This is a genomic window from Rugamonas fusca (genome assembly GCF_014042365.1).
In the GTDB taxonomy this organism is placed as follows: domain Bacteria; phylum Pseudomonadota; class Gammaproteobacteria; order Burkholderiales; family Burkholderiaceae_D; genus Rugamonas; species Rugamonas fusca.
Window position 1 is genome coordinate 236,597 of record NZ_JACEZS010000002.1, and the last position, 21,340, is coordinate 257,936.

At 68.7% G+C, this 21,340-nt stretch carries 14 protein-coding genes; 9 read left to right on the plus strand and 5 right to left on the minus strand.

What is annotated here, in order from left to right; translation table 11 throughout:
- Positions 1 to 26: 26 nt before the first annotated feature.
- The 4 genes from H3H36_RS04325 to H3H36_RS04340 are packed head-to-tail and all read right to left on the minus strand — an operon-like array spanning position 27 to position 9,274.
- Positions 27 to 1,439, minus strand: coding sequence for an efflux transporter outer membrane subunit (locus H3H36_RS04325; protein WP_229219724.1), 1,413 nt, complete (start codon positions 1,437 to 1,439; stop codon positions 27 to 29).
- The gene (locus H3H36_RS04330; RefSeq protein ID WP_182214467.1) at positions 1,436 to 4,660 is read right to left on the minus strand and encodes an efflux RND transporter permease subunit; all 3,225 of its coding nucleotides are present in this window, start codon (positions 4,658 to 4,660) and stop codon (positions 1,436 to 1,438) included. Before H3H36_RS04330 ends, H3H36_RS04325 begins: the two co-directional genes overlap by 4 nt.
- Complete coding sequence (locus H3H36_RS04335; protein WP_182214470.1) at positions 4,657 to 7,770, minus strand: efflux RND transporter permease subunit; 3,114 nt, start codon at positions 7,768 to 7,770, stop codon at positions 4,657 to 4,659. The genes H3H36_RS04330 and H3H36_RS04335 overlap by 4 nt, the downstream gene beginning before the upstream one ends.
- Positions 7,771 to 7,816: 46 nt before the next feature.
- Positions 7,817 to 9,274, minus strand: coding sequence for an efflux RND transporter periplasmic adaptor subunit (locus tag H3H36_RS04340; RefSeq protein WP_182214472.1), 1,458 nt, complete (start codon positions 9,272 to 9,274; stop codon positions 7,817 to 7,819).
- A gap of 205 nt (positions 9,275 to 9,479) precedes the next feature.
- Here H3H36_RS04340 and H3H36_RS04345 point away from each other — a divergent pair, with 205 nt between their 5' ends.
- The 3 genes from H3H36_RS04345 to H3H36_RS04355 all read left to right on the plus strand — a co-directional run bounded on the left by H3H36_RS04345 (position 9,480) and on the right by H3H36_RS04355 (position 11,963).
- Positions 9,480 to 9,962, plus strand: coding sequence for a Spy/CpxP family protein refolding chaperone (locus H3H36_RS04345; protein WP_182214475.1), 483 nt, complete (start codon positions 9,480 to 9,482; stop codon positions 9,960 to 9,962).
- Positions 9,963 to 10,026: 64 nt separating this feature from the next.
- Entirely contained in the window at positions 10,027 to 10,719 is a 693-nt protein-coding gene (locus tag H3H36_RS04350; protein WP_182214477.1) for a response regulator, read from the plus strand.
- Positions 10,719 to 11,963: a sensor histidine kinase gene (locus tag H3H36_RS04355; protein WP_182214479.1), complete on the plus strand. Its 1,245-nt coding sequence runs from the start codon at positions 10,719 to 10,721 to the stop codon at positions 11,961 to 11,963. The genes H3H36_RS04350 and H3H36_RS04355 overlap by 1 nt, the downstream gene beginning before the upstream one ends.
- A 64-nt stretch (positions 11,964 to 12,027) precedes the next feature.
- On the opposite strand, the gene sppA is transcribed toward H3H36_RS04355, so the two are convergent.
- The gene (gene sppA, locus H3H36_RS04360; protein WP_182214482.1) at positions 12,028 to 13,881 is read right to left on the minus strand and encodes a signal peptide peptidase SppA; all 1,854 of its coding nucleotides are present in this window, start codon (positions 13,879 to 13,881) and stop codon (positions 12,028 to 12,030) included.
- A 173-nt stretch (positions 13,882 to 14,054) separates the two neighbouring features.
- On the opposite strand from sppA, the gene H3H36_RS04365 reads away from it, so the two are divergent.
- From H3H36_RS04365 to H3H36_RS04390, 6 genes are all read left to right on the plus strand, one after another.
- The gene (locus H3H36_RS04365) at positions 14,055 to 14,270 is read left to right on the plus strand and encodes a DUF3820 family protein (protein WP_182214485.1); all 216 of its coding nucleotides are present in this window, start codon (positions 14,055 to 14,057) and stop codon (positions 14,268 to 14,270) included.
- Between the two features lie 371 nt (positions 14,271 to 14,641).
- Complete coding sequence (locus H3H36_RS04370) at positions 14,642 to 15,661, plus strand: M4 family metallopeptidase (RefSeq protein WP_182214487.1); 1,020 nt, start codon at positions 14,642 to 14,644, stop codon at positions 15,659 to 15,661.
- An 11-nt stretch (positions 15,662 to 15,672) separates the two neighbouring features.
- Positions 15,673 to 15,978, plus strand: coding sequence for a protealysin inhibitor emfourin (locus tag H3H36_RS04375; RefSeq protein WP_229219725.1), 306 nt, complete (start codon positions 15,673 to 15,675; stop codon positions 15,976 to 15,978).
- Between the two features lie 17 nt (positions 15,979 to 15,995).
- Positions 15,996 to 17,747 (plus strand): ATP-binding response regulator, encoded by a 1,752-nt coding sequence (locus H3H36_RS04380; RefSeq protein ID WP_182214490.1) that lies wholly within the window; start codon positions 15,996 to 15,998, stop codon positions 17,745 to 17,747.
- The gene (locus H3H36_RS04385) at positions 17,737 to 18,765 is read left to right on the plus strand and encodes an ABC transporter substrate-binding protein (protein WP_229219726.1); all 1,029 of its coding nucleotides are present in this window, start codon (positions 17,737 to 17,739) and stop codon (positions 18,763 to 18,765) included. Before H3H36_RS04380 ends, H3H36_RS04385 begins: the two co-directional genes overlap by 11 nt.
- A 10-nt stretch (positions 18,766 to 18,775) precedes the next feature.
- Complete coding sequence (locus tag H3H36_RS04390; RefSeq protein ID WP_182214495.1) at positions 18,776 to 21,340, plus strand: ATP-binding protein; 2,565 nt, start codon at positions 18,776 to 18,778, stop codon at positions 21,338 to 21,340.

The following is a 21,340-nucleotide window of genomic DNA, read 5'->3' on the forward strand; positions in this document are numbered from 1 at the left end:
CGCCGGCGTTGGCGCCGGCAGCGCCGTCACGGCTGGCGCCAGCCCCCGCCCAGCGACTGGATCAGCGCGATGGCCGTGGTCTGGCGGTCGGCCTGCGCCTGCACCAGTGCGCGGCGCGCGGCCAGGGCCGTGTTCTGGGCTGTGACTACCTCCGTGTAAGCCACCTGGCCGGCGCGGTAGCGGTTCAGCATCTGCGCCTCCACCTGGTCGGCCGCCTCGGACGCGGCGCGGCGCAGTTCCTGCTGCTGGGCCAGCGCGGCGCTGGCAGCCAGCTGGTTTTCCACGTCCGCGAACGCGGCCAGCACGGTCTGGCGGTAGTGGGCGATGGCTGCGTCGCGCCCCGCCTCGGCGCCGCTCACGCGGGCCGCCGTGGCGCCGGCATTGAACAGGTTTTGCGCCGCCGACAATCCCAACGACCACAAACTGTTGGAGGCGTTGAACAAACCTGCCGCCTGGCCCGCGCCCACGCCGTACGCGGCCGTCAGATTCAGGCTGGGGAAGTAGGCGGCGCGGGCGATGCCGATCTGCGCGTTGGCCGCCGCCACCCGGCGCTCGGCGGCGGCGATGTCGGGCCGGCGCTGCAGCAGCGTCGATGGCAGCCCGGCCGGGATCGCCGGCACGGCCGAGTTCCATGGGGCCGGTGCCAGCGTGAACGCGCCGGCCGGCTTGCCCAGCAGGACGGCGATCGCATGCTCAAGCTGGGCGCGCTGGCGCACCGCGTTGGACAGGTCGATGCGGGCGCTGGCCAGCTGGGTCTGGGCTTGCAGCACGTCCGATTTGGCGGCCAGGCCGGCGTTGAAGCGGTTGGTGGTGATGGTCAGCAGGCGCTGGTAGCTGTCCACGGTGGCCGCCAGCAGCGTCTGTTGGGCATCCGTCTGGCGCAGCGAGAAGTAGTTGGCCGCCAGTTCGCCCTGGGCCGACAAGCGGGCCGCCGCCAGGTCGGCCGCGCTGGCCTGGGCGTTGGCGCCCGCGCTGTCGGTGCCGGCGCGCAGCTTGCCCCACACGTCCGGCTCCCAGCTGCCGCCGATGTTCATGCGGTACTGGCCGGCCGTTCTGGTATCGCCCCCGCCGCCGGAACGGCCGGCGCTGCCGGTCAGGTCCACCACCGGGAACAGCGCGGCGCGCTGCTCGCTCACCAGCGCGCGCGCCTGCGCGTAGGCGGCAGCGGCGGCGGCCACGTTCTGGTTCGATACCTCGACGGCGGCGGCCAGCTCGTTGAGCGTGGCATCGCCGAACAAGGTCCACCACGGCCCGCGCTCGAGCGCATCGGCCGGCGCGGCCGGCTGCCAGCCTTGCGCCTCCTTGTAGGCATCCGGTTGCGCCACGGTGGGCACATGGTAGGCGGGAGCGACGGCGCAGCCGCTGGCCACGCTGGCGGCCAGCGCCATGGCGGCCAGGCGCACGCGCGCGGGCGCGGGAGAATTGAGCTTCGGTTTCATGGTGGGGTCGGCGACGCAGTTGCCTGCTCGCCGTGCAGACGGCTTAAGTGTTGTTCGGATGGGCTGCGGCGGCGCAGCTTGTCGAGCAGGATGTAGACCACGGGCGTGGTCAGCAAGGTCATGAGCTGGCTGGCGATCAGCCCGCCGATGATGGCGATGCCCAGCGGCTGGCGCAGCTCCGAGCCTTCGCCAAAGCCGATGGCCAGCGGCAGCGCGCCCAGCGCGGCGGCCAGCGTCGTCATCAGGATGGGACGGAAGCGCAGCAGGCAGGCTTCCCGCACGGCTTGCACGGCGCTCAGTCCCCTGCCCCGCTCCGCTTCCAGCGCGAAGTCGATGATGAGGATGGCGTTCTTCTTGACGATGCCGATCAAGAGGAACACGCCGATCAGGGCGATGATGGAGAACTCCATCTTGAACATCAGCAGCGCCAGCACGGCGCCCACGCCGGCCGACGGCAGCGTGGACAGCACCGTCACCGGATGCACCAGGCTTTCGTACAGGATGCCCAGCACGATGTAGATCACGACGATGGCGGCCAGGATCAGCAACGGTTGCTGGCGGTTGCTCTCGTCGGCGCTGCGGGCCGTGCCCTGGAAGCTGCCGCGCACATTGGCCGGCATGGCGATGTCGGCTTCGGCCTGCTTGACGGCTTGCTGCGCGTCGCCCAGGCTGTAGCCATCGGCCAGGTTGAACGAGACGGTGGTGGCCAGCTCGCCATCCTGGTGCTCGACGGAAGTCGGCGCCGAACGTTCGGTGAAGCGGGCCAGCGCCGGCAACGGCACCATCACGTTGGCCGCCGTGTTGAGCGCCGCGCCCGTGGCTGCATCGCGCGCGGCGCCGTTGTTGCCAGCGCCCGCGATTGTCGTCGCGGCGCTGGCGCTCGTGGTGGGCTTGCCCGGCACGTACACGTCGCGCAGCGCTTCCGGGCTCTGCGCGTAGCGCGGCGCCACTTCCATGATCACGTGGTACTGATTGAGTTCATCGTAGATGGTGGACACTTGGCGCTGGCCGAAGCCGTTGTAGAGCGCATTGTCCACGTCGCGCACCGTCATGCCCATCCGGGCGGCGCTGTCCTTGTCGATCTCGACCAGCGTTTCCACGCCGTTGTCCGCCTGGTCCGTGTCCACGTCGATCAATGCCTTCTGGGCCTTCATGGCGTCGGCCAGCCGCGCCGCCCACACTTTCATGGCCGCGCGGTCATCGCTCTTGAGCGTGTACTGGTAGGTGGAATTGGACTGCCGCCCGCCCATGCGCAAGTCCTGCACCGGATTGAGGAACAGGGACACGCCACTGATGCGCGCCAGTTGCGGCCGCAGCCGCGCCATCACGGCCTGCCCCTTCTCATGCCGCTGCGACGGCGGCTTAAGCGTGATGAACATGAAGCCGCCGCCAGCCCGCGAACCGCCCGTGAAGCCGACCACCGTATCGACGGCCGGATCGTTCTTGATCACATTGACCAGTTGCCGCAGCTTCTGCTGCATGGCCTGGAACGAGATACTCTGGTCGGCCCGGATGCCGCCGCTGATCTGGCCCGAGTCCTGCTGCGGGAAGAAGCCCTTGGGCGCGGCCCGGAACAGGTACACGTTCAAGCCGATCACGAACACCAGGATCAGCATCACCAGCCACAGGCTCGATAGCGCCCAATCCAGCGAATGGGCGTACATGCGGTGCATCCAGTCGTAGCCCCGTTCCGCCCAGCGCGCGATCCGGCCCGGCGGACGCTGGTGGCCGCCCGGCTTGAGCAGCCACGCGCACATCATGGGCGTGGTGGTCAGTGAGATCACCAGCGATATCAGCACGGCCACTGACAGCGTGACGGCGAACTCGCGGAACAGCCGTCCCACCTGCCCGCCCATGAACAGCAGCGGAATGAACACGGCCACCAGCGACAAACTGATGGACAACACTGTGAAGCCCACCTCGCGCGCGCCCAGCAGCGCCGCATGGAAACGGTCCATGCCCTGTTCGATGTGGCGCGCCGTGTTCTCCAGCACGACGATGGCGTCGTCCACCACGAAGCCGGTGGCCACCGTGAGCGCCATCAGGCTCAGGTTGTTGAGACTGAAACCCATCAGATACATCACGCCGAAAGTACCCAGCAACGACACCACGGTCGCCACGGCCGGCACGATGGTGGCGCGCGCGCTGCGCAGGAAGGCGCTCACCACCAGCACCACCAGCAAGATGGAGATCAGCAGCGTGATCTCGATTTCCTTGAGCGAGGCGCGGATGGAATTGGTGCGGTCCGACGCCACCTGCAGCTTGACGTCCTGCGGCAGTTGCGCCTGCAGTTGCGGCAGCAGCGCGCGCACGCTGTCCACCGTCTCGATCACGTTGGCGCCGGGCTGGCGGGTAATGAGTACGATGACGGCCGGTTGGCCATTGAACAGACCCAGCGTGTTGTTGTTCTCGGTGCCGTCGATCACCTCGGCCACATCCTGCAAGCGGATGGCCGAGCCATTGCGCCACGCCACCACCAGCGTGCGGTAATCGGCCGCGCTGCGCCCGCCGCGCGCGCCGTTGGGCGCGGAATAGAGCTGCAAATGGCGCCCTTCCCCTTCGATGGCGCCCTTGGGCCGGTTGGCGTTGGTGGCCTGGATGGCGGCGCGCACGTCCTCGGTGGACACGCCATAGCGGTTCAGCGCATACGGCAGCAGTTCGACCCGCACGGCCGGCAGCGAGCCGCCGCCGATCTCCACGTCGCCCACGCCCTGCACCTGGGCCAGCTTTTGCTGCACCAGGTTGGACACGGCTTCATAAATCTGGCCCGGCGTGCGGGTGGGCGACGTCAGCGCCAGGATCAGCACCGGCGCATCGGACGGGTTGATCTTGCGATAAGTGGGATTGCTGCGCAGCGTAGCCGGCAGGTCCACGCGCGTGGCGTTGATGGCCGCCTGCACTTCGCGCGCGGCCGAATCGATCTTGCGGTTCAGGTCGAACTGCAGGCTGACTCGCGTCTGGCCGGCGCCGGAGCTGGAGGTGACTTCGTTGACGCCGGCAATCACGCCCAGCCGCCGCTCCAGCGGCGTGGCCACGTTGCTGGCCATGGTTTCGGGACTGGCGCCCGGCAGCGTGGCCGTGACGGCGATGGCGGGAAAGTCCACCTGCGGCAGCGGCGACACGGGCAGCACGAAGAACGCGGCGATGCCCGCCAGCGCGATGCCGACCGTCAGCAGCACCGTACCGATGGGCCGCCGCACGAACGGCGCCGACAGGTTCACGGCGCCACCTCGTCCATGTTGGCCGGGCCGCTGGCGCCTGCGCCTCGACCACCCCAGCGCCGCGCCAGCGCGTCGAAGCCCAGGTAAATCACGGGCGTGGTGAACAGCGTCAGCATCTGGCTCACGATCAGGCCACCGAAGATGGACAGACCCAGTGGCCGGCGCAGTTCCGCACCGTCGCCCCAGCCCAGCATCAGCGGCACGGCCGCGAACAGCGCCGCCAGCGTCGTCATCAGGATCGGGCGGAAGCGCAGCAGCGCCGCCTGGTGGATGGCCTCGCGCGGCGACTTACCCTCCTCGCGCTCGGCCTCAATGGCGAAGTCGATCATCATGATGGCGTTCTTCTTCACGATACCGATCAGGAGGATGATGCCGATGATGCCGATCACGCCCAGGTCCTGCCCGCTGACGCCCAGCGCCAGCAAGGCGCCCACGCCGGCTGACGGCAAGGTGGACAGGATGGTGAGCGGATGGATATAGCTTTCGTACAGAACGCCGAGCACGATGTAGACGCAGATCACGGCCGCCAGGATCAGCCACAGCTGGTTGGACAGCGAATTCTGGTAAGCGCCCGCCGCGCCCAGGAAGGTCAGCGAGACGGACGGCGGCAGCTTGATTTCCTCCGCCGCCTCGCGCACGGCGTCCACCGCGTCGCCCAATGCCACGCCGCCGGCCGTGTCGAAGCCCAGCGTGGTGGCCGGATACTGGGCCACGTGCGTGATCTGCAGTGGCGCCGGGCGCTCGCTGATGGTGGCCACCGCCGACAGTGGCGTGGCCTTGCCGGAACTGGTGCGCAGTTGCAGGTCGCCCAGCGTGGCGGGCGTGGTCAGCGCGTCCTGGCGCGCTTCCAGGATCACACGATACTGGTCGGTCTGGGCGAAGATGGTGGAGACGATGCGCTGGCCGAAGGCGCTGTACAGCGCGTCGTCGATGGCGGCGGCCGTAATGCCCAGGCGCGCCGCGCTGTCGCGGTCGATGCTGATGAAGGCTGCGCTGCCGGTGGCGCCCGCGTCCGACACCACGTTGCGCAGCCGCGCCTTGCTGCGCATCTGTTGCGCCAGTTTGGCGGCCCAGCCATTGACGGCGGCGTAGTCCGCCCCTTCCAGCGACACGCGATACTGGGTCGGCCCAGTCTCGGCGTCGATGGTCAGATCCTGGGTCGGTTGCAAATACAGCGTCACGCCGGCTACGTCACTGGCGCGCTGGCGCAGGCGCGCCATGGTGGCGTCCTGGCTGGAAGTGCGCTTGCGCTTCAGGTTGATCAGCATGCGGCCCGTGTGCAGCATGGTGTTGTTGGCCGCGTCCACGCCCACCAGGGAGCTGAGCGACTCCACGTCCGGATCGGCCAGCAGCGCGCGCGCCGTGGCCCGCTGCAGTTCGGCCATGCGGGCGTAGGATACTGATTGCGCCGTTTCCACGCGGGCCTGCAACTGGCCCGTGTCCTGGGTCGGGAACAGGCCCTTGGGAATGAAGATGTACATCGCCACCGTGAGCAGCAGCGTGGCCAGCGCCACCAGCAGCGTCAGGCCCTGGCGTTCCAGCACCCATTGCAAGGCGCGGTCGTAGTGCCCGATCACGGCGTCGAAGAACGCCTGCGTGTGGCGCGCCAGCGCGCCCGGATGTTCGTCCGCGTGGCTACGCAGCCAACGGCCCGACATCATGGGCACCAGCGTCAGCGACACCACGGCCGAAATCAGGATCGTAATGGCCAGCGTGACGGCGAACTCGCGGAACAGCCGCCCCACCACGTCGCCCATGAACAGCAACGGAATCAGCACGGCGATCAGGGACACCGTCAGCGAAATGATGGTGAAGCCGATCTGGGTGGCGCCCTTGAGCGCCGCCGCCATCGGCGTCTCGCCCTGTTCGATGTAGCGCGCGATGTTCTCGATCATGACGATGGCGTCGTCCACCACGAAGCCGGTGGCGATGGTGAGCGCCATCAGCGACAGGTTGTTCAGGCTGTAGCCAAGCAAATACATGACGCCGAAGGTGCCCACCAGCGAGATGGGCACGGCCAGGCTGGCGATCACGGTGGCCCGCACGCTGTGCAGGAAACCGAAGATGACCAGCACCACCAGCACCACGGCCAGCAGCAACTCCGTCTCCACGTGCTCGACTGAGGCGCGGATGCCGGTGGTGCGGTCGCTCAGCACGTCCACCCGCAGCGCGCCGGGCAGGCCGGCCGTCAGTTCGGGCAGGCGGTTCTTGATGGCGTCCACGGTGGCGATCACGTTGGCGCCGGGCTGGCGCTGCACGTTGAGGATGATGGCCGGCTTCATGCCCGACCACGCGCCCAGCTTGACGTTCTCCGCGCTGTCCACCACTTGCGCCACGTCCTGCAGCCGGACGGGCGCACCGTTGCGGTAGGCCACGATCAGCTGGCGGTAGTCGTCGGCCGTCAGCAACTGGTCGTTGGCGTTGATGGTGAACGAGCGGGTCGGACCATCAAAGCTGCCCTTGGCGCTGTTGGCATTGGCGGCGGCGATGGCGCTGCGCAGCGTGTCCAGCCCCAGCCCGGCCGAAGCCAGCGCCTGGGTGTCGGCCTGGATGCGCACGGCGGGCCGCTGGCCGCCACTGAGCGTGACCAGGCCCACGCCGCTGACCTGGCTGATCTTCAGCGCCAGCCGGGTGTTGACGATGTTCTGCACCTGCGTCAGCGGCATGGTGTCGGACGTGATGGCCAGCGTGAGCACGGGCGCGTCGGCCGGGTTAACCTTGGCGTACACGGGCGGCGCCGGCAGGTCGGTCGGCAGCAGCGAAGCGCCGGCGTTGATGGCGGCCTGCACTTCCTGTTCGGCCACGTCCAGCGTCTGGCCCAGCGAGAACTGCAAGGTGATGATGGAGACGCCGGCCGCGCTGGTGGAACTCATGCGCTGCAAACCCGCCATCTGCCCAAACTGGCGTTCCAGCGGCGCCGTCACGGTCTGGCCCATCACTTCGGGGCTGCCGCCCGGGTACAGCGTCTGCACCTGGATCGTGGGGAAGTCCACCTGCGGCAACGCCGACAGGGGCAGGAACCTGAAGCCCACCAGGCCCGCCAGCACGATGGCCAGCATCAGCAGCGAGGTGGCCACCGGGCGCTGGATGAATGGGGCGGACGGGCTCATGGCAATCGCTCCGTGCAAACAGCGTCCGGCTTATGGCGCGCCACCGTCATTGCCCGCTCCCGCGCGGTGGGCGTTGACCGCCCGGCCAGCCGCTGGCGGCGGCGCCCGCACCCGCGCCTGCACCTGCGTCTGCACCTGCACCTGCACTGGCTCCGGCATTCGCTCCGGCATGCGCGCCGCCGGCGCCTGCTCCGGCCGCACCGGCCCCACCCATGCGACGCCCGCCATGCCGGCCACCTGCCCCGCCAGCCCCGGCACCGGGCTTGTCACCGGCCAGCACCACGCGGGCGCCGTCCTTGAGCCGGTCCGCACCTTCCGTGATGACCTGCTCACCGGGTTGCAGGCCCGTCTTCATCTGCACCTTGTCCGCCGTCGCCTGGCCGCGCGTGACAGGGCGCAGCGACACCGTGCGGTCCGCATTCAGCACGTACACGAAATCGCCGCTGGCGCCGTGACGCAGCGCCGTCACCGGCACCATCACGGCGTCCTTGATGGTGCGCAGCTCCAGCCGCAGGTTGACGAACTGGCTGGGGAACAGCGTCGTCTTGTCATTGGCGAAGCGCGCCTTGGCCTTGACGGTGCCGGTCTGGGTATCGACCTGGTTGTCGAGCGCCGCGAACTTGCCTTCGGCCAGCGCCGTGCTGCGCGTGCGGTCGAACGCGACGGCCGGCAGGGCCGCGCCCTCGTTCACGCGCGCCAGCACGTCGGGCGCCTGGTCCTGCGGAATGGTGAAGGTGACGTCGATCGGCGACAGCTGGGTGATGACGGCGATGCCGGCCGCGTCGCCGGAGTTGACCAGGTTGCCCACGTCCACGCCGCGCAAGCCCACCCGGCCGCTGATGGGCGCCACCACTTTGGTATAACCGAGGTTCAGGCGCGCCAGTCCTTCGGCCGCGCGGTCCGTCATCACCGTGCCTTGCAACTGTTTGACCAGCGCCGCCTGCGTGTCGACGTCCTGGCGCGCGATCGAATCCTGGCCCTGCAGCGTGCGATAGCGTTCCAGCGTCAGCTTCGCGTTCTCAAGCTGGGCCTCGTCGCGCTGGCGCTGGCCGCTGGCCTGCAGCAACGCCATCTCGAACTGGCGCGGGTCGATCTCTGCCAGCACCTGGCCGGCCTTGACCATCTGCCCTTCCTTGAACAGCACCTTGCGCAGAATGCCCGATACCTGCACCCGCACGGTGGTGGTGGCGGCCGAAGTCACGGTGCCCAGCGCATCGAGCGATACCGGCACGTCGGCCTGTTCGGCAGTGGCCACTCCCACCGTGGTGGCCGGGCCGCCGCGCCGTCCACCGGGACCGCCTGGGCCGCCAGGCCCACCGGGACCGCCCGCCATTCCCGGCGCTCCGCCAGCGCCACCGGCACCGGCGGCGGGATGCGTCAGATGCCACGCCAGCCCGCCCAGCGCGGCCATCACGGCGATGGCGATCACGCCGCCGGCCAGCCTCGCACGGCCGCTGCGCCGGACTGGGTTTGCGGATTTTTCCGGGGTCGCTTGCGTCGTCATCGCCTGTCCTTGTCATGGCCGCCACGGCGGCGGCATCGTCCTGTTTGAAGCTTGTCATTTTACGGTCGCACACCGCCATTCTGTGGCCAAGTTACAAACTCGCTACAAATCCGCTTTACAAATCTTTACCTGCGCGACATGGCAGCGATACGGTGACCTCGCATACTGGATCCCGTAGTCTCCTCAACCCAACCAAGGAACCAACATGAGCATCTTCAACCGCAACACCATCGCCGCCTTCCTGCTCGGCGCCGCGCTGGCCGCCGGCGCCGGCGCCTACGCCGTGGACCGTCACCTGAACAGCGCCGGCCCGCACAGCGCCATCGACGCCACCGCCCACGTGGACCGCATGCTCAAGCACATGTACGTGGAAATCGACGCCACCGAGGCCCAGAAGACCCAGATCGAGCCGCTGGAGCGCCAGGCCATGCAAGACCTGCTGCCCATGCACGAACAACTGCACAAGGCCCACGCGGCCGCGCTGCAGCTGCTGACGGCGCCCACCATCGACCGCGCTGCGCTGGAAGCGGCCCGCGCCCAGAACTTGCAGCTGGCCGACCAGGCGTCGAAGCGGCTGGTGCAGCTGATCGCCGATGTGGGTGACCAGCTCACCCCGGCCCAGCGCCAGAAGCTGGCCGAGCACCTGGCGCAGATGCACGGCCACGGCCGCGGCATGCACCACGGTTAAACCATCCACCGGATGGACAGGCGGCCGCTTGTGACGGTCGCCGCCTGTCCGTAGAATGCAATCCATGGCTGACCGTATCCTGCTTGTTGAAGACGATCCCCGCCTGGCCGAGATGCTCACCGAGTACCTGGGCCAGGCGGGCTTTCGCGTGCGCGCCGCCGCCACGGGCGCGGACGCGCTGGCGCAACTGGCCGCCGCGCCAGCCGACGCCATGGTGCTGGACCTGATGCTGCCCGATATGGACGGCCTGGACGTGTGCCGCCAGTTGCGCACCCATTCCGATATTCCCGTGCTGATGCTGACGGCGCGCGGCGACGCCGTGGACCGCATCGTCGGCCTGGAAATCGGCGCCGACGATTACCTGCCCAAGCCGTTCGAGCCGCGCGAACTGCTGGCGCGCCTGCGCGCCATCCTGCGCCGGCGCGTGGACGGTCCGCGCGACGGCCCGCCGGCGTTGCGCTTCGGCCGGCTCGAGATCGACCCGGCCGGCCACCGCGCCAGCATAGCCGGCGCGCCGTGCGAACTGACCGCCTACCAGTTCGACCTGCTGCTGGCATTGGCCCAGCATGCGGGCCGCGTGCTGTCGCGCGACGCGCTGATGGAACTGGTCAAGGGCGAGCAGATCGAGGCGTTCGACCGCTCCATCGACGTGCACATGTCGCGCATCCGCGCCGCCGTCGAGGATGATCCGAAGAAGCCGCGCCGCATCATCACCGTGCGCGGCGCCGGCTACCTGTTCGCCAGGGCGCAGGACTGATGTCGCGCCTCTACTTCCGCTTCTACATCGCGCTGCTGGCCAGCCTGATGCTGTTCGCGCTGGCCGTCTCGCTGCTGTGGCACCGCGACGGCGGCCCCATGGAACGCTCGGACGCCACGCTGGCGCGGCTGGTGCAGAACACGCTGGCGCCGGCCGGCGCACCGGCCGAACAACAGCAGGCGGCGCTGGAACGCATGGCCAGCGGCATCCACGCCCGCATGACGCTGTACGCGGCCGACTGGACGCCGCTGGCCACGGTGGGCCCGCCGCTGCCCAGGCCGGAATGGCGGCTGCGAACCCTGACGGCGCCGCCGCGCGCGTCCTGGGTGCGCCTGCCGGACGGGCGCCAGCTGCTATCGAGCCAACCGCTGGGCTTCGCCAGCGCGCGCCAGGTGCTGCACGCCATGCTGCTGCTGTTGGTGCTGGGGGTGGCGGTGGCCGCCTACCCCATCGTGCGCCAGCTCACGCGCCGCCTGGAGCGGTTGCAGACGGGCGTGGAATCGCTGGGCGCGGGCGACCTGTCGGCCCGCGTGAAGGTGGAAGGCAAGGACGAAGTGGCGCAACTGGCGCGCAGTTTCAACCGCGCCGCCGACCAGATCGAGCAACTGGTGGGCGCCCACAAGACGCTGCTGGCCAACGCCTCGCACGAATTGCGCACGCCGCTGGCGCGCATCCGGCTGGCGCTGGAACTGGTGAAGGAAACGGTGGATGCCAAACGCCGCGCCGGGCTGGAACAGGACATCGCGGAACTGGATCACCTGCTCGACGAAATCCTGCTGGCCAGCCGGCTGGGCGCCATCGACGACGCCATGGCGCTGGAGGATGTGGACCTGCTGGCATTGGCCGCCGAGGAATGCGCCCATTACGACGACGCGGTGCTGGACGGCGCCAGCGCCACCGTGCGCGGCGACCCGCGCCTGCTGCGCCGGCTGCTGCGCAACCTGCTGGAGAACGCGCGCCGGCATGGCACGCCGCCAGCCCATGTGCGGATCGAACGCGATGACGCGGCCGACGCGCCCAGCGTCACCTTGAGCGTGTGGGACAGCGGCCCCGGCATCCCGATCGGGGAATTCGAGCGCGTGTTCGAGCCGTTCTACCGGCGCGCCGGCACGCGCGACAACCATGGCGCCGGGCTGGGACTGGCGCTGGTGCGCCAGATCGCCCGCCGCCACGGCGGCGACGCGCGCTGCGCCACCATGCCCGATGGCCGCAGCCGCTTCGCCATCACGCTGCCGCTGGCGTAGCGCCTTGCGCTTCCGGGTCAGAGCCTGAGGTCTGACCCTCGCGCGCATGCGCCAGTGCGCATCGTTATGGCGATTCGCACAGGCAGTGGGTAATGGCCATGAACGGTTTATGGCCTGCGCTCACGTCATTGAGCCAGCCCAGTTCATGGGCCACATCGGCCGCCGCGCCCGGCGGCAGGCCGGTCGTGCTCAAGCCCAGCTTGACCTGCGCGCCCACGGCCTGCGCCACGGAGCCGCCAAACAGTTCGATCAGCTTGTCGAACTTGCTCGTTTCGCGCTCGATGTAGGTGACGCGGTAATCGTCGCCCAGCTTGGCGCGGCGGGCGGCCGACTTGATGGCGTCGTTGTAGCTGCCCAGCGTGTCGACCAGGCCCCGGTCCTTGGCCTGCTGGCCGGTCCACACGCGGCCCTGGGCCACGGCGTCGATCTTCTCGGGCGTGGTCTTGCGCGCCTGCGCGGCCTTGGTGGTGAATTCACCGTAGATATGGTTGATGCTGCTCTGGATCACCTGGCCAAAGCGCGGATCGAGCGGACGCAGGGGATTGCCCGCGTCACCGAGCCAGGTGGTGGGCGCGCCGGCCGTGTGGATGCCCAGCTTGTCGATCACCTTTTCCGCCGTCGGCAGGATGGCGAACACGCCGATCGAGCCGGTGATGGTGGTGGGGTCGGCGATCACTTCATCGGAGGCCATGGAAATCCAGTAGCCACCGGAGGCGGCCACGTTCCCCATCGATACCACCACCGGCTTGCCGGCCGCGCGCGTCAGTTCCAGCTCGCGCCGGATCAGTTCCGAGGCGAACGCGCTGCCGCCGGGCGAGTCGATGCGCAGCACCACGGCCTTGATCCTGTCGTCCTCGCGCGCCATGCGGATCAGCTTGGAGGTCGAATCGCCGCCGATGGCGCCGGGACCGGCCGTGCCGTCGCTGATCTCGCCGGCCGCCACCACCACGCCGATGGCGTCGCCGGTCAGCTTGGGATGCAAGCGGGCCAGGTAATCGTCGAAGGCGATCTGGCGGAAGCTCTTGCCGTCCGGCGCGCCGCGCTGCGTCATCATCTGGCGCACCTGGTCGCGCGTCTTCAGGCCATCGACCCACTTGGCCGCCAGCGACAGCCGGGCCAGGTCGCCATGCACGGCCGCCACCCGGGCCGGCAAATCATTGATGGTCCGCATCACCTCGCCCTGGGGCAGCTTGCGGGCCTGCTCCACGTCGCCCGTGTAGGCGTTCCACAGGCCGTTGTTCAGGTAGGCGTCCGCTTCGGCGGCGGCCGGCGACGGCCCGTTGGCGATGAACGGCTCGCCGAAACTCTTGTAGGTGCCCACCCGCAGCAGGTTGACCGTCACGCCCAGCTTGTCGAGCGCGTCGCGGTAGTAATTGCGGTAACGGCCAAAACCTTCCAGCATCACCATGCCCATCGGGTGCAGATAGACTTCGCTGGCGTGCGCGGCCAGCAAATACTGGCTCTGGTCATAGCTGGCGCCCCACGCCACCACGGGCTTGCCGCTGGCCTTGAAGCGCTCCAGGCCGGCCGCCACTTCGCGCAGCATGGCCTGGCCGCCGCCTTGCAGCTCGTCGGGCAGCAGCACGGCCGCGCCGATATTGGGATCCTTGGCGGCCGCGTCGAGCACGGCCAGCACGTCGCGCAGTTGCACCATCTTGCGCGGCTCGCCGCCGCGCACACTGGTCAGCAGCGCCTCGCGCGCGCCGCCGCTGGCTTGCTCGACCAGCGTCCCCTTCAAGTCCAGCACCAGCGTGGTCTTGGGCGACAGCGGCTTGATGCCGCCGCCAAACAGGGCGTAGGCGATGGCGATCAGCACGCCCAGGAACAGCAGGTTCAGGACCGTGCGGCGGCCGGCATCGAGCAGGCGCCAGCAAAACGCGACACCGCGGCGCGCAGCGGAAATAGGTGAAAAAGACATGGGGACTCCCGGCGATGTAAAACGTGACAATGTAATTCAAAAGGCAAGGCCATGGCTAGCGGCCATACTTGCCCGATATCCTGCGCAATATACACCGGCCACGCCACGGACGGACTTGCGCCAGCGCACCCCAGATGGGGGCCGGCCCGCGCTTTTCCAGTATGATGGCCGCCATGGAGACGGAAAAGCTGCTGCTGCTGGTCAAATGGGAGATGCCCTACGGTAAATACAAGGGCCGGCTGCTGGCCGACCTGCCCGGCCATTACCTGGGCTGGATGGCGCGCACCGGCTTTCCGTCGGGCGAACTGGGCGCACTGCTGGCCCTGATGTACGAGCTCGACCACAACGCCCTGCGCCATCTGCTCGATCCGCTGCGCCCCCGGCGTTGAGCGACTTGCAAGACAATGTTGCCAAAATAATACAGCACCATTTTTCAGCTTGCCTCAATGGCAGGCGTTGCGCATCATCGTTGCTGCCGGCGCAGCAATCACCCTTGTTTCGCCGGGAAAAAGTGGCGCCAACACCCAGATCCATCAAGATCGCGCCACCCGCTTTTCCGTCGTGCGATTGTCAGAATCCCCTCGCTCAGCGTGTGACAATGTGCGTACATTTGCAATCATATAAAGACTATATTACCGAGGAAGTACACCACAATGAGCGGCCCCGCCGCAGTTCCATGGTGTGCCCGTAGCGCCCGGCATGAGGGATGCGGCACGCCACCGCGGGTCCGGGCTCTTTGCTGTCCTGGAGGAAGATAGTCATGCATACCCATCATCACCACTGCACCTGTTTCATCATCCCGTCGGGCATGCTGCGCAAGCTGGCCGACGCCGCCGCCACGGACGCGGAACGCCAATGCCTGCTGGACCAGGCCGAACTGTCGGCCTTCCTGCGCGGCCAGCGTTCCATCGCGCCGGCCGTGATGGGGATCAGCGCCGGCGAGAAGCGGCGCACCATTTTCGACGCCAAACACGGCACCACCCTGCCCGGCAAGCTGGTGCGCGGCGAAACCGATCATGCCAGCCGCGACGTGGCCGTCAACCAGGCCTATGACGGCGCCGGCGCCACCTACGATTTCTACATGAGCGTGCTCAAGCGCAACTCGATCGACGGCAAGGGCTTGCGCCTCGATTCGACCGTGCACTACAACAAGAAATTCAACAACGCGTTCTGGAACGGCCAGCAAATGGTGTACGGCGACGGTGACGGCAAGCTGTTCCTCGGCTTCACCGGCGCCATCGACGTGATTGCCCACGAACTGACGCACGGCGTGACCCAGTACACGGTGCCCGGCGGCCTGGTGTACCGCCAGCAGAGCGGCGCCCTGAACGAATCGATCTCCGACGTGTTCGGCAGCATCGTCAAGCAGTGGACGCTCAAGCAGAGCGTGGACCAGGCCGACTGGCTGATCGGCGCCGGCATCATGGCCCCGGCCGTGGGCAAGGCGCTGCGTTCCATGGCCGAGCCAGGCAACCGGGCCCTGACCTGGTCCGGCGATGACCAGCCCGGCAACATGGCCGGCTACCAGGACGACGCCGACGTGCACACCAGTTCGGGCATCCCCAACCACGCGTTCTACATCGCCGCCACCATCCTCAAGGGCAACGCCTGGGACAAGGCGGGCCCGATCTGGTACCGCGCGCTGCCGCTGCTGACCTCCAACGCCACGTTCGCGGACGCGGCCCAGGCCACCATGCAGGCCGCCGCCCTGCTGTTTGGCGCCAATTCAGCCGAACAACAAGCTGTCCAGACCGCCTGGAAGGAGGTTGGAGTGATTTGAACGGGAGAGCCATGCGCCTCGTGTTGAACAGTACGGGAGGTTTCACCGGGCCGGCCGGCGCGCAGACGCGCACGGCCGATACGGCGGCGCTGTCCGCCGGCGATGGCGCGCGCCTGCGCCAGCTGGTGCGCGACTGCGATTTTTTCGCCCTGCCGGCCAGCATGCAATCGCCCGCCCCCCAGTCATGGGATTTCCTGTACACCCTGACGGTGCAGGCCGACGATGGCCTGCGCCACACGGTAAGCTACCACCTCGATGCGGCGCCGCCGGCGTTGCGCGAGCTCACGGCCGCCCTCGACGCGCGGGCGCCGGACTGACGCAGGTTGGAGACGGCATGAACGAGCCCGGAAACCGGCCCCGCATCCTCATCGTCGATGACGAAGCGGCGCACATGCAGGCCCTGTGCAGCACCTTGCGCGACCATGGCTACGATACCCGCGGCTACGACACGGGCCAGGCCGCGCTCGACGCGCTGCAGCCAGGCGACTACGACCTGCTGCTGGCCGACCTGATGATGCCGGGCATGGATGGCATCACGCTGGTGCAGGCCGCGCGCGCCATCGACCCCGACCTGGCCAGCATCATCATGACGGGCGAAGGCTCGATCGCCTCGGCCGTGCGGGCCATGAAGGTGGGCGCGCTCGACTACATCATCAAGCCGTTCAAGGTGTCGACCATCCTGCCGGTGCTGGCGCGCGCGCTCGAGACGCGCATGCTGCGCCTGGAAAACGCCAAGCTCGAGCGCCAGCTGCGGGCCCACGCGGCCGAAATGGACGCGCTCAACAAGGATCTGGAACTGGCGCGCCAGCAGGCCGAGCGGGCCAACCAGGAAAAATCCACCTTCCTGTCGCACATGAGCCATGAGCTGCGCACCCCGCTCAACGCCATCCTCGGCTTCGCCCAGATCCTCACCTCCGACAAGCTGCCTTCCACGCCCGACGAGAAGCAGGCGTTCGCGCGCCACATCCTGCAGGCCGGGCGCCACCTGCTGACCCTGATCAACGAAGTGCTGGACCTGGCCAAGATCGAATCGGGCGCCATGACGCTGTCGCTGGAGCCGGTGGCGCTGGCGCGCGTGTTCCAGGAATGCCAGGCCATGATCCAGCCGCTGGCCACCCGGCGCGGCATCGAGCTGCGCTTCCCGGCGCGCGCCCCGGCCCACGTGCTGGCCGACCGCACCCGGCTCAAGCAGGTGCTGATCAACCTGCTCTCGAACGCCGTCAAGTACAACCGCGAGCGGGGCACGGTGGCGCTCGACTGCGTGGCGGCCCAGCCGGGCCGGGTGCGCATCGCCGTGCGCGACACGGGGGCCGGGCTCACGGCGGCCCAGCTCGAACTGATCTTCCAGCCGTTCAACCGCCTGGGCCAGGAAGGCTCGGCCGAGGAAGGCACGGGCATCGGCCTGGCCCTGACCAAGCGCCTGATGGAAGCCATGCGCGGCCAGATCGGCGTGGCCAGCATGGTGGGCGTGGGCAGCACGTTCTGGATCGAACTGCCGGCCACGGACGCCAGCGTGGCCGTGGCGCCGGAACTGGTGGCCTTCACGCCGGTGGCGCCGGTGGCGCCGGTGCCGGACATGCTCGCGGCCACGCCGCCGGCAGCGCGCGCCGAGCCGGCCGCCACGCCGGCCGTGGCCGCCCCCGATGGCGGCCACACGCTGCTGTACGTGGAAGACAATCCCGCCAATCTGCAACTGATCGCCGACCTGCTGCGGCTGCGGCGCGGCAGTGCCGGCCCCTGCGCGCTGCTGTCGGCCACGGGCGGCGAACAGGGACTGGAACTGGCGCGCCAGCACCGCCCGCACCTGATCCTGATGGACATCCACCTGAACGGCATGGATGGCCTGGAGACGCGGCGCCGCCTGCTGGCCGACCCGGCCACGGCCCACATCCCCGTGATCGCCATCAGCGCCAGCGCCATGCCCGAGCAGGTGCGCCACAACATGGCGGCCGGCTTTTTCCGCTACTTGACCAAACCCATCGACGTGGCCGCGTTCACCGAAGCGGTGGACAGCGCGCTGCGCCTGACGCCCGCCATACGAGAGGAACGAGATGACACAGCCATCGGGGCCACGCTTGACCGCTAGAGGCGCCATCGCGGCGCTGGCAGGATTGCTGATCCTGATCGCGCTGACCCTGCTGGCCGGCCGCTACGGCTGGCTGGACCTGGGCGCCTCGCCGCGCCCGGTGGCGGCGCTGGAACAGGTGTCGATCGCCACCAACAGCGCCTACGCGGGCACCTGCCCGGTGGCGGCCGCACGCGAGAATGGCTATTTCGCCGACCAGGGCTTGCTGGTCACGCTGCAGGCCCGCTCCAGCGGCAAGGCCGCCATGGAGGCCGTGATGCAGGGCCAGGCCAACCTGGGCACGGTGGCCGACATTCCCGTCATGTTCGCCGGCATCAACAACGACCCGGTGACGGTGATCGCCACCATCTTCCGCACCGAGCGCGACCACGGCCTGGTGGCGCGGCGCGACCGCGGCATCGCCACCCCGGCCGACCTCAAGGGCAAGCGCATCGGCGTCACGCTTGACACCTCGGCCCATTTCGCGCTCGACGCCATGCTCAACCGGCACGGCCTGGCCCCGTCCGACGTCACCATGATCAACTACCGGCCCGAGGACCTGTACGACGCCATGGCGCGCGGCGAGATCGACGCGGCCGCCACCTGGGAGCCGTTCCTGGACGCCCTGCTGACCCAGCTGGGCGAGAACGGGCGCGCCTTCTACGGCAAGGATATCTACGAGAGCCTGTACAACATCGCCGGCCTGCGCGACTACGTGCGCCAGCAGCCGCGCACCATGGAAAAAGTGCTGCGCGCGCTCGATCGCGGCGCGCGCTACTGCAGCAGCCACCCGGAGGCGGCGCGCGCACTGATGAGCAGCAGCTCCCAGAGCGACGACCGCCAGCTGCGCGCCTCGTGGCCGGCCTACCGCTTCGGCGTGGTGCTGGACCAGGGCCTGATCCTGGCGCTCGAGGATGAGGCGCGCTGGGCCATGAAGAACAAGCTGACGGCGCGCACCGACCTGCCCAACTACCTCAGCTTCATCTACCTCGATGGCCTGGAGGCGGTGTCGCCGTCGGCCGTCACCATCATCCACTGACGGGGGCCCGGTGAAAATCTCAACCCGCCTCAAGCTGGCCGGCGCGCTGGCCCTGCTGCTGGTGTCGCTGATGCTGGCCGTGCTGCTGTCGACGGCCGTGCAGACCCGGCGCGAACTGGCCAAGAACGAAGCGGCCGGCAACGTGCTGCAGGGGGTGACGGCGCTGCGCTACCTGATGATGGAATACGCGCTGCGCCACGAGGAACGCACCCGCATCCAGTGGCAATGGCGCAGCGCCTCGCTGAGCCAGATGTTGCGGTCCATGCCGCCCACGGACGACAGGCAGGAGGAGGAACTGCTGGCCGACCTGCGCAGCAACCAGACCAGCGTGGAGCAGCTGTTCACGCTGCTGGTGGCCAACCAGCGCCAGCTCGAGCAGGAGCTGGACCGGCGCGACATCCACGAAGTGCTGGCCACCCGCTTGTCGGGCCAGATCACCAACAAGACCCAGGCCATGATCTCGGGCGCGCTGGTGCTGTCGCAGCGCAGCCGGGCCGGCGTGGTGCAGGCCCAGCAGCGCGCCAACGGCGCCGCCATCGGTTCGGGCGCGCTGGTGCTGGCCTTTGTCGGCATGACCTTCCTGATGGTGCGCCGGCGCGTGATCGGGCCGCTGGCCACGCTGCGCGAGGGCACGGCCATCGTCGGCGCCGGCAACCTCGATTTCGCGCTCAGGATGGACACGGGCGACGAGATCGGCGAGCTGGCCAACGCCTTCGACAACATGACCGACAAGCTCAAATGGACCACCGTCTCGCGCGATGAACTGGGCCGCAGCAACGACGCGCTGCAAACGGAGATCGTGGTGCGCCAGCAGGCCGAGCACAAGGTGCAGGCCCAGCTGGGACGGCTCAACCTGCTGCACCAGATCACCCGCTCGATCGGCGAACGGCTCGATTTGCGCAGCATCTTCCAGGTCGTGATCCGCAGCCTGGAGGACCAGTTGCCCGTCGATTTCAGCTGCATCTGCCTGTACGACCAGGGCCAGAACATGCTCGAAGTGAGCAGCGTGGGCTTGCGCAGCGCGGCCCTGGCGATGGAGTTCGCGATGACCGAGCACAGCCGCGTGCCGATCGACCAGAACGGCCTGTCGCGCTGCGTGGCCGGCCTGCTGGTGTACGAGCCGGACATCCAGGCCGTCGACTTTCCCTTCCCCCAGCGCCTGGCGCGCGGCGGCTTGCGGGCGCTGGTGATGGCGCCGCTCCTGGCCGAGAGCACCGTGTTCGGGGTGCTGGTGGCGGCCCGCCACGAGGCCAACAGTTTTTCCAGCGGCGAATGCGAATTCCTGCGCCAGCTGAGCGAACACGTGGCGCTGGCCGCCAACCAGGCCCAGCTCTACAGCGCCCTGCAACGGGCCTACGACGACATCCGCCAGACCCAGCAGACCGTGATGCAGCAGGAACGGCTGCGCGCGCTGGGCCAGATGGCCAGCGGCATCGCGCACGACATCAACAACGCCATCTCGCCCGTGGCCCTGTACACGGAATCGCTGCTGGAGACGGAGCCGGACCTGAGCCCGCGCACGCGCGAGAACCTGGAAGTGATCAAGCGCGCCATCGACGACGTGGCCGCCACGGTGGCGCGCATGCGCGAGTTCTACCGCCAGCGCGAACCGCAATTGACGCTCACGCCGGTCGACGCCAACCTGCTGCTGCAACAAGTGATGGACTTGACACGGGCGCGCTGGAGCGACATGCCGCTGCAGCGGGGCATCGTGATCCGCATGGTGACGGAGCTGGCGCCGGAGCTGCCGCCCATCCACGGCATCGAAGGCGAGATCCGCGAAGCGCTGACCAACCTGATCTTCAACGCCGTGGACGCCATGCCCGACGGCGGCACGCTGACGCTGCGCACCCGGCTGCGCCGCAGCCAGCCCGACGGCGTGCACGCCACGGCGCCCCAGCAGGTGCTGATCGAGATCGCCGACAGCGGCGTGGGCATGGACGAGGCCACCCGGCGCCGCTGCCTGGAACCGTTCTTCACCACCAAGGGCGAACGGGGCACGGGGCTGGGGCTGGCCATGGTGTACGGCATGACGGAACGCCATGGCGCCAGCATCGAAGTGGACACCCGGCCCAACGTGGGCACCACCATGCGGCTGCGCTTCCCGGTGCAGGCCAACGCCAGCGCAGCGGTGCCGGTGCAGCACGGCACGCCGCCGTCGGCGCGCCGCATCCTGGTGGTGGACGACGACCCGATGGTGCTCAAGTCGCTGCGCGACATCCTCGAGATCGACGGCCACACGGTTACCTCGGCCGATGGTGGCCAGGCCGGCATCGACACCTTCGCCGCCGCCGTGCACAGCGCCGCGCCGTTCGAGCTGGTCATCTCCGATCTGGGCATGCCCTACATCGACGGGCGCAAGGTGTCGGCCGCCATCAAGGAACTGTCGCCCACCACGCCCATCATCCTGCTCACGGGCTGGGGCCAGCGCTTGCTGACGGACGGCGACAACCCCAACCACACGGACTGCGTGCTGAGCAAGCCGCCCAAACTGCGCGAACTGCGCGCCGCCCTCACCCAGTTGCTGGGCAGCGGCACGGTGCCCGAGGAAACGGAACTGGCCAGCGAAAAGTAA

Coding starts and splice junctions, on each gene's coding strand:
- H3H36_RS04325 (WP_229219724.1), bottom strand. CDS start 1,439: ATGAAACCGAAGCTCAATTCTCCCGCGCCCGCGCGCGTGCGCCTGGCC.
- H3H36_RS04335 (WP_182214470.1), bottom strand. CDS start 7,770: ATGAGCCCGTCCGCCCCATTCATCCAGCGCCCGGTGGCCACCTCGCTG.
- H3H36_RS04340 (WP_182214472.1), bottom strand. CDS start 9,274: ATGACGACGCAAGCGACCCCGGAAAAATCCGCAAACCCAGTCCGGCGC.
- H3H36_RS04345 (WP_182214475.1), top strand. CDS start 9,480: ATGAGCATCTTCAACCGCAACACCATCGCCGCCTTCCTGCTCGGCGCC.
- H3H36_RS04350 (WP_182214477.1), top strand. CDS start 10,027: ATGGCTGACCGTATCCTGCTTGTTGAAGACGATCCCCGCCTGGCCGAG.
- H3H36_RS04355 (WP_182214479.1), top strand. CDS start 10,719: ATGTCGCGCCTCTACTTCCGCTTCTACATCGCGCTGCTGGCCAGCCTG.
- sppA (WP_182214482.1), bottom strand. CDS start 13,881: ATGTCTTTTTCACCTATTTCCGCTGCGCGCCGCGGTGTCGCGTTTTGC.
- H3H36_RS04365 (WP_182214485.1), top strand. CDS start 14,055: ATGGAGACGGAAAAGCTGCTGCTGCTGGTCAAATGGGAGATGCCCTAC.
- H3H36_RS04370 (WP_182214487.1), top strand. CDS start 14,642: ATGCATACCCATCATCACCACTGCACCTGTTTCATCATCCCGTCGGGC.
- H3H36_RS04375 (WP_229219725.1), top strand. CDS start 15,673: ATGCGCCTCGTGTTGAACAGTACGGGAGGTTTCACCGGGCCGGCCGGC.
- H3H36_RS04380 (WP_182214490.1), top strand. CDS start 15,996: ATGAACGAGCCCGGAAACCGGCCCCGCATCCTCATCGTCGATGACGAA.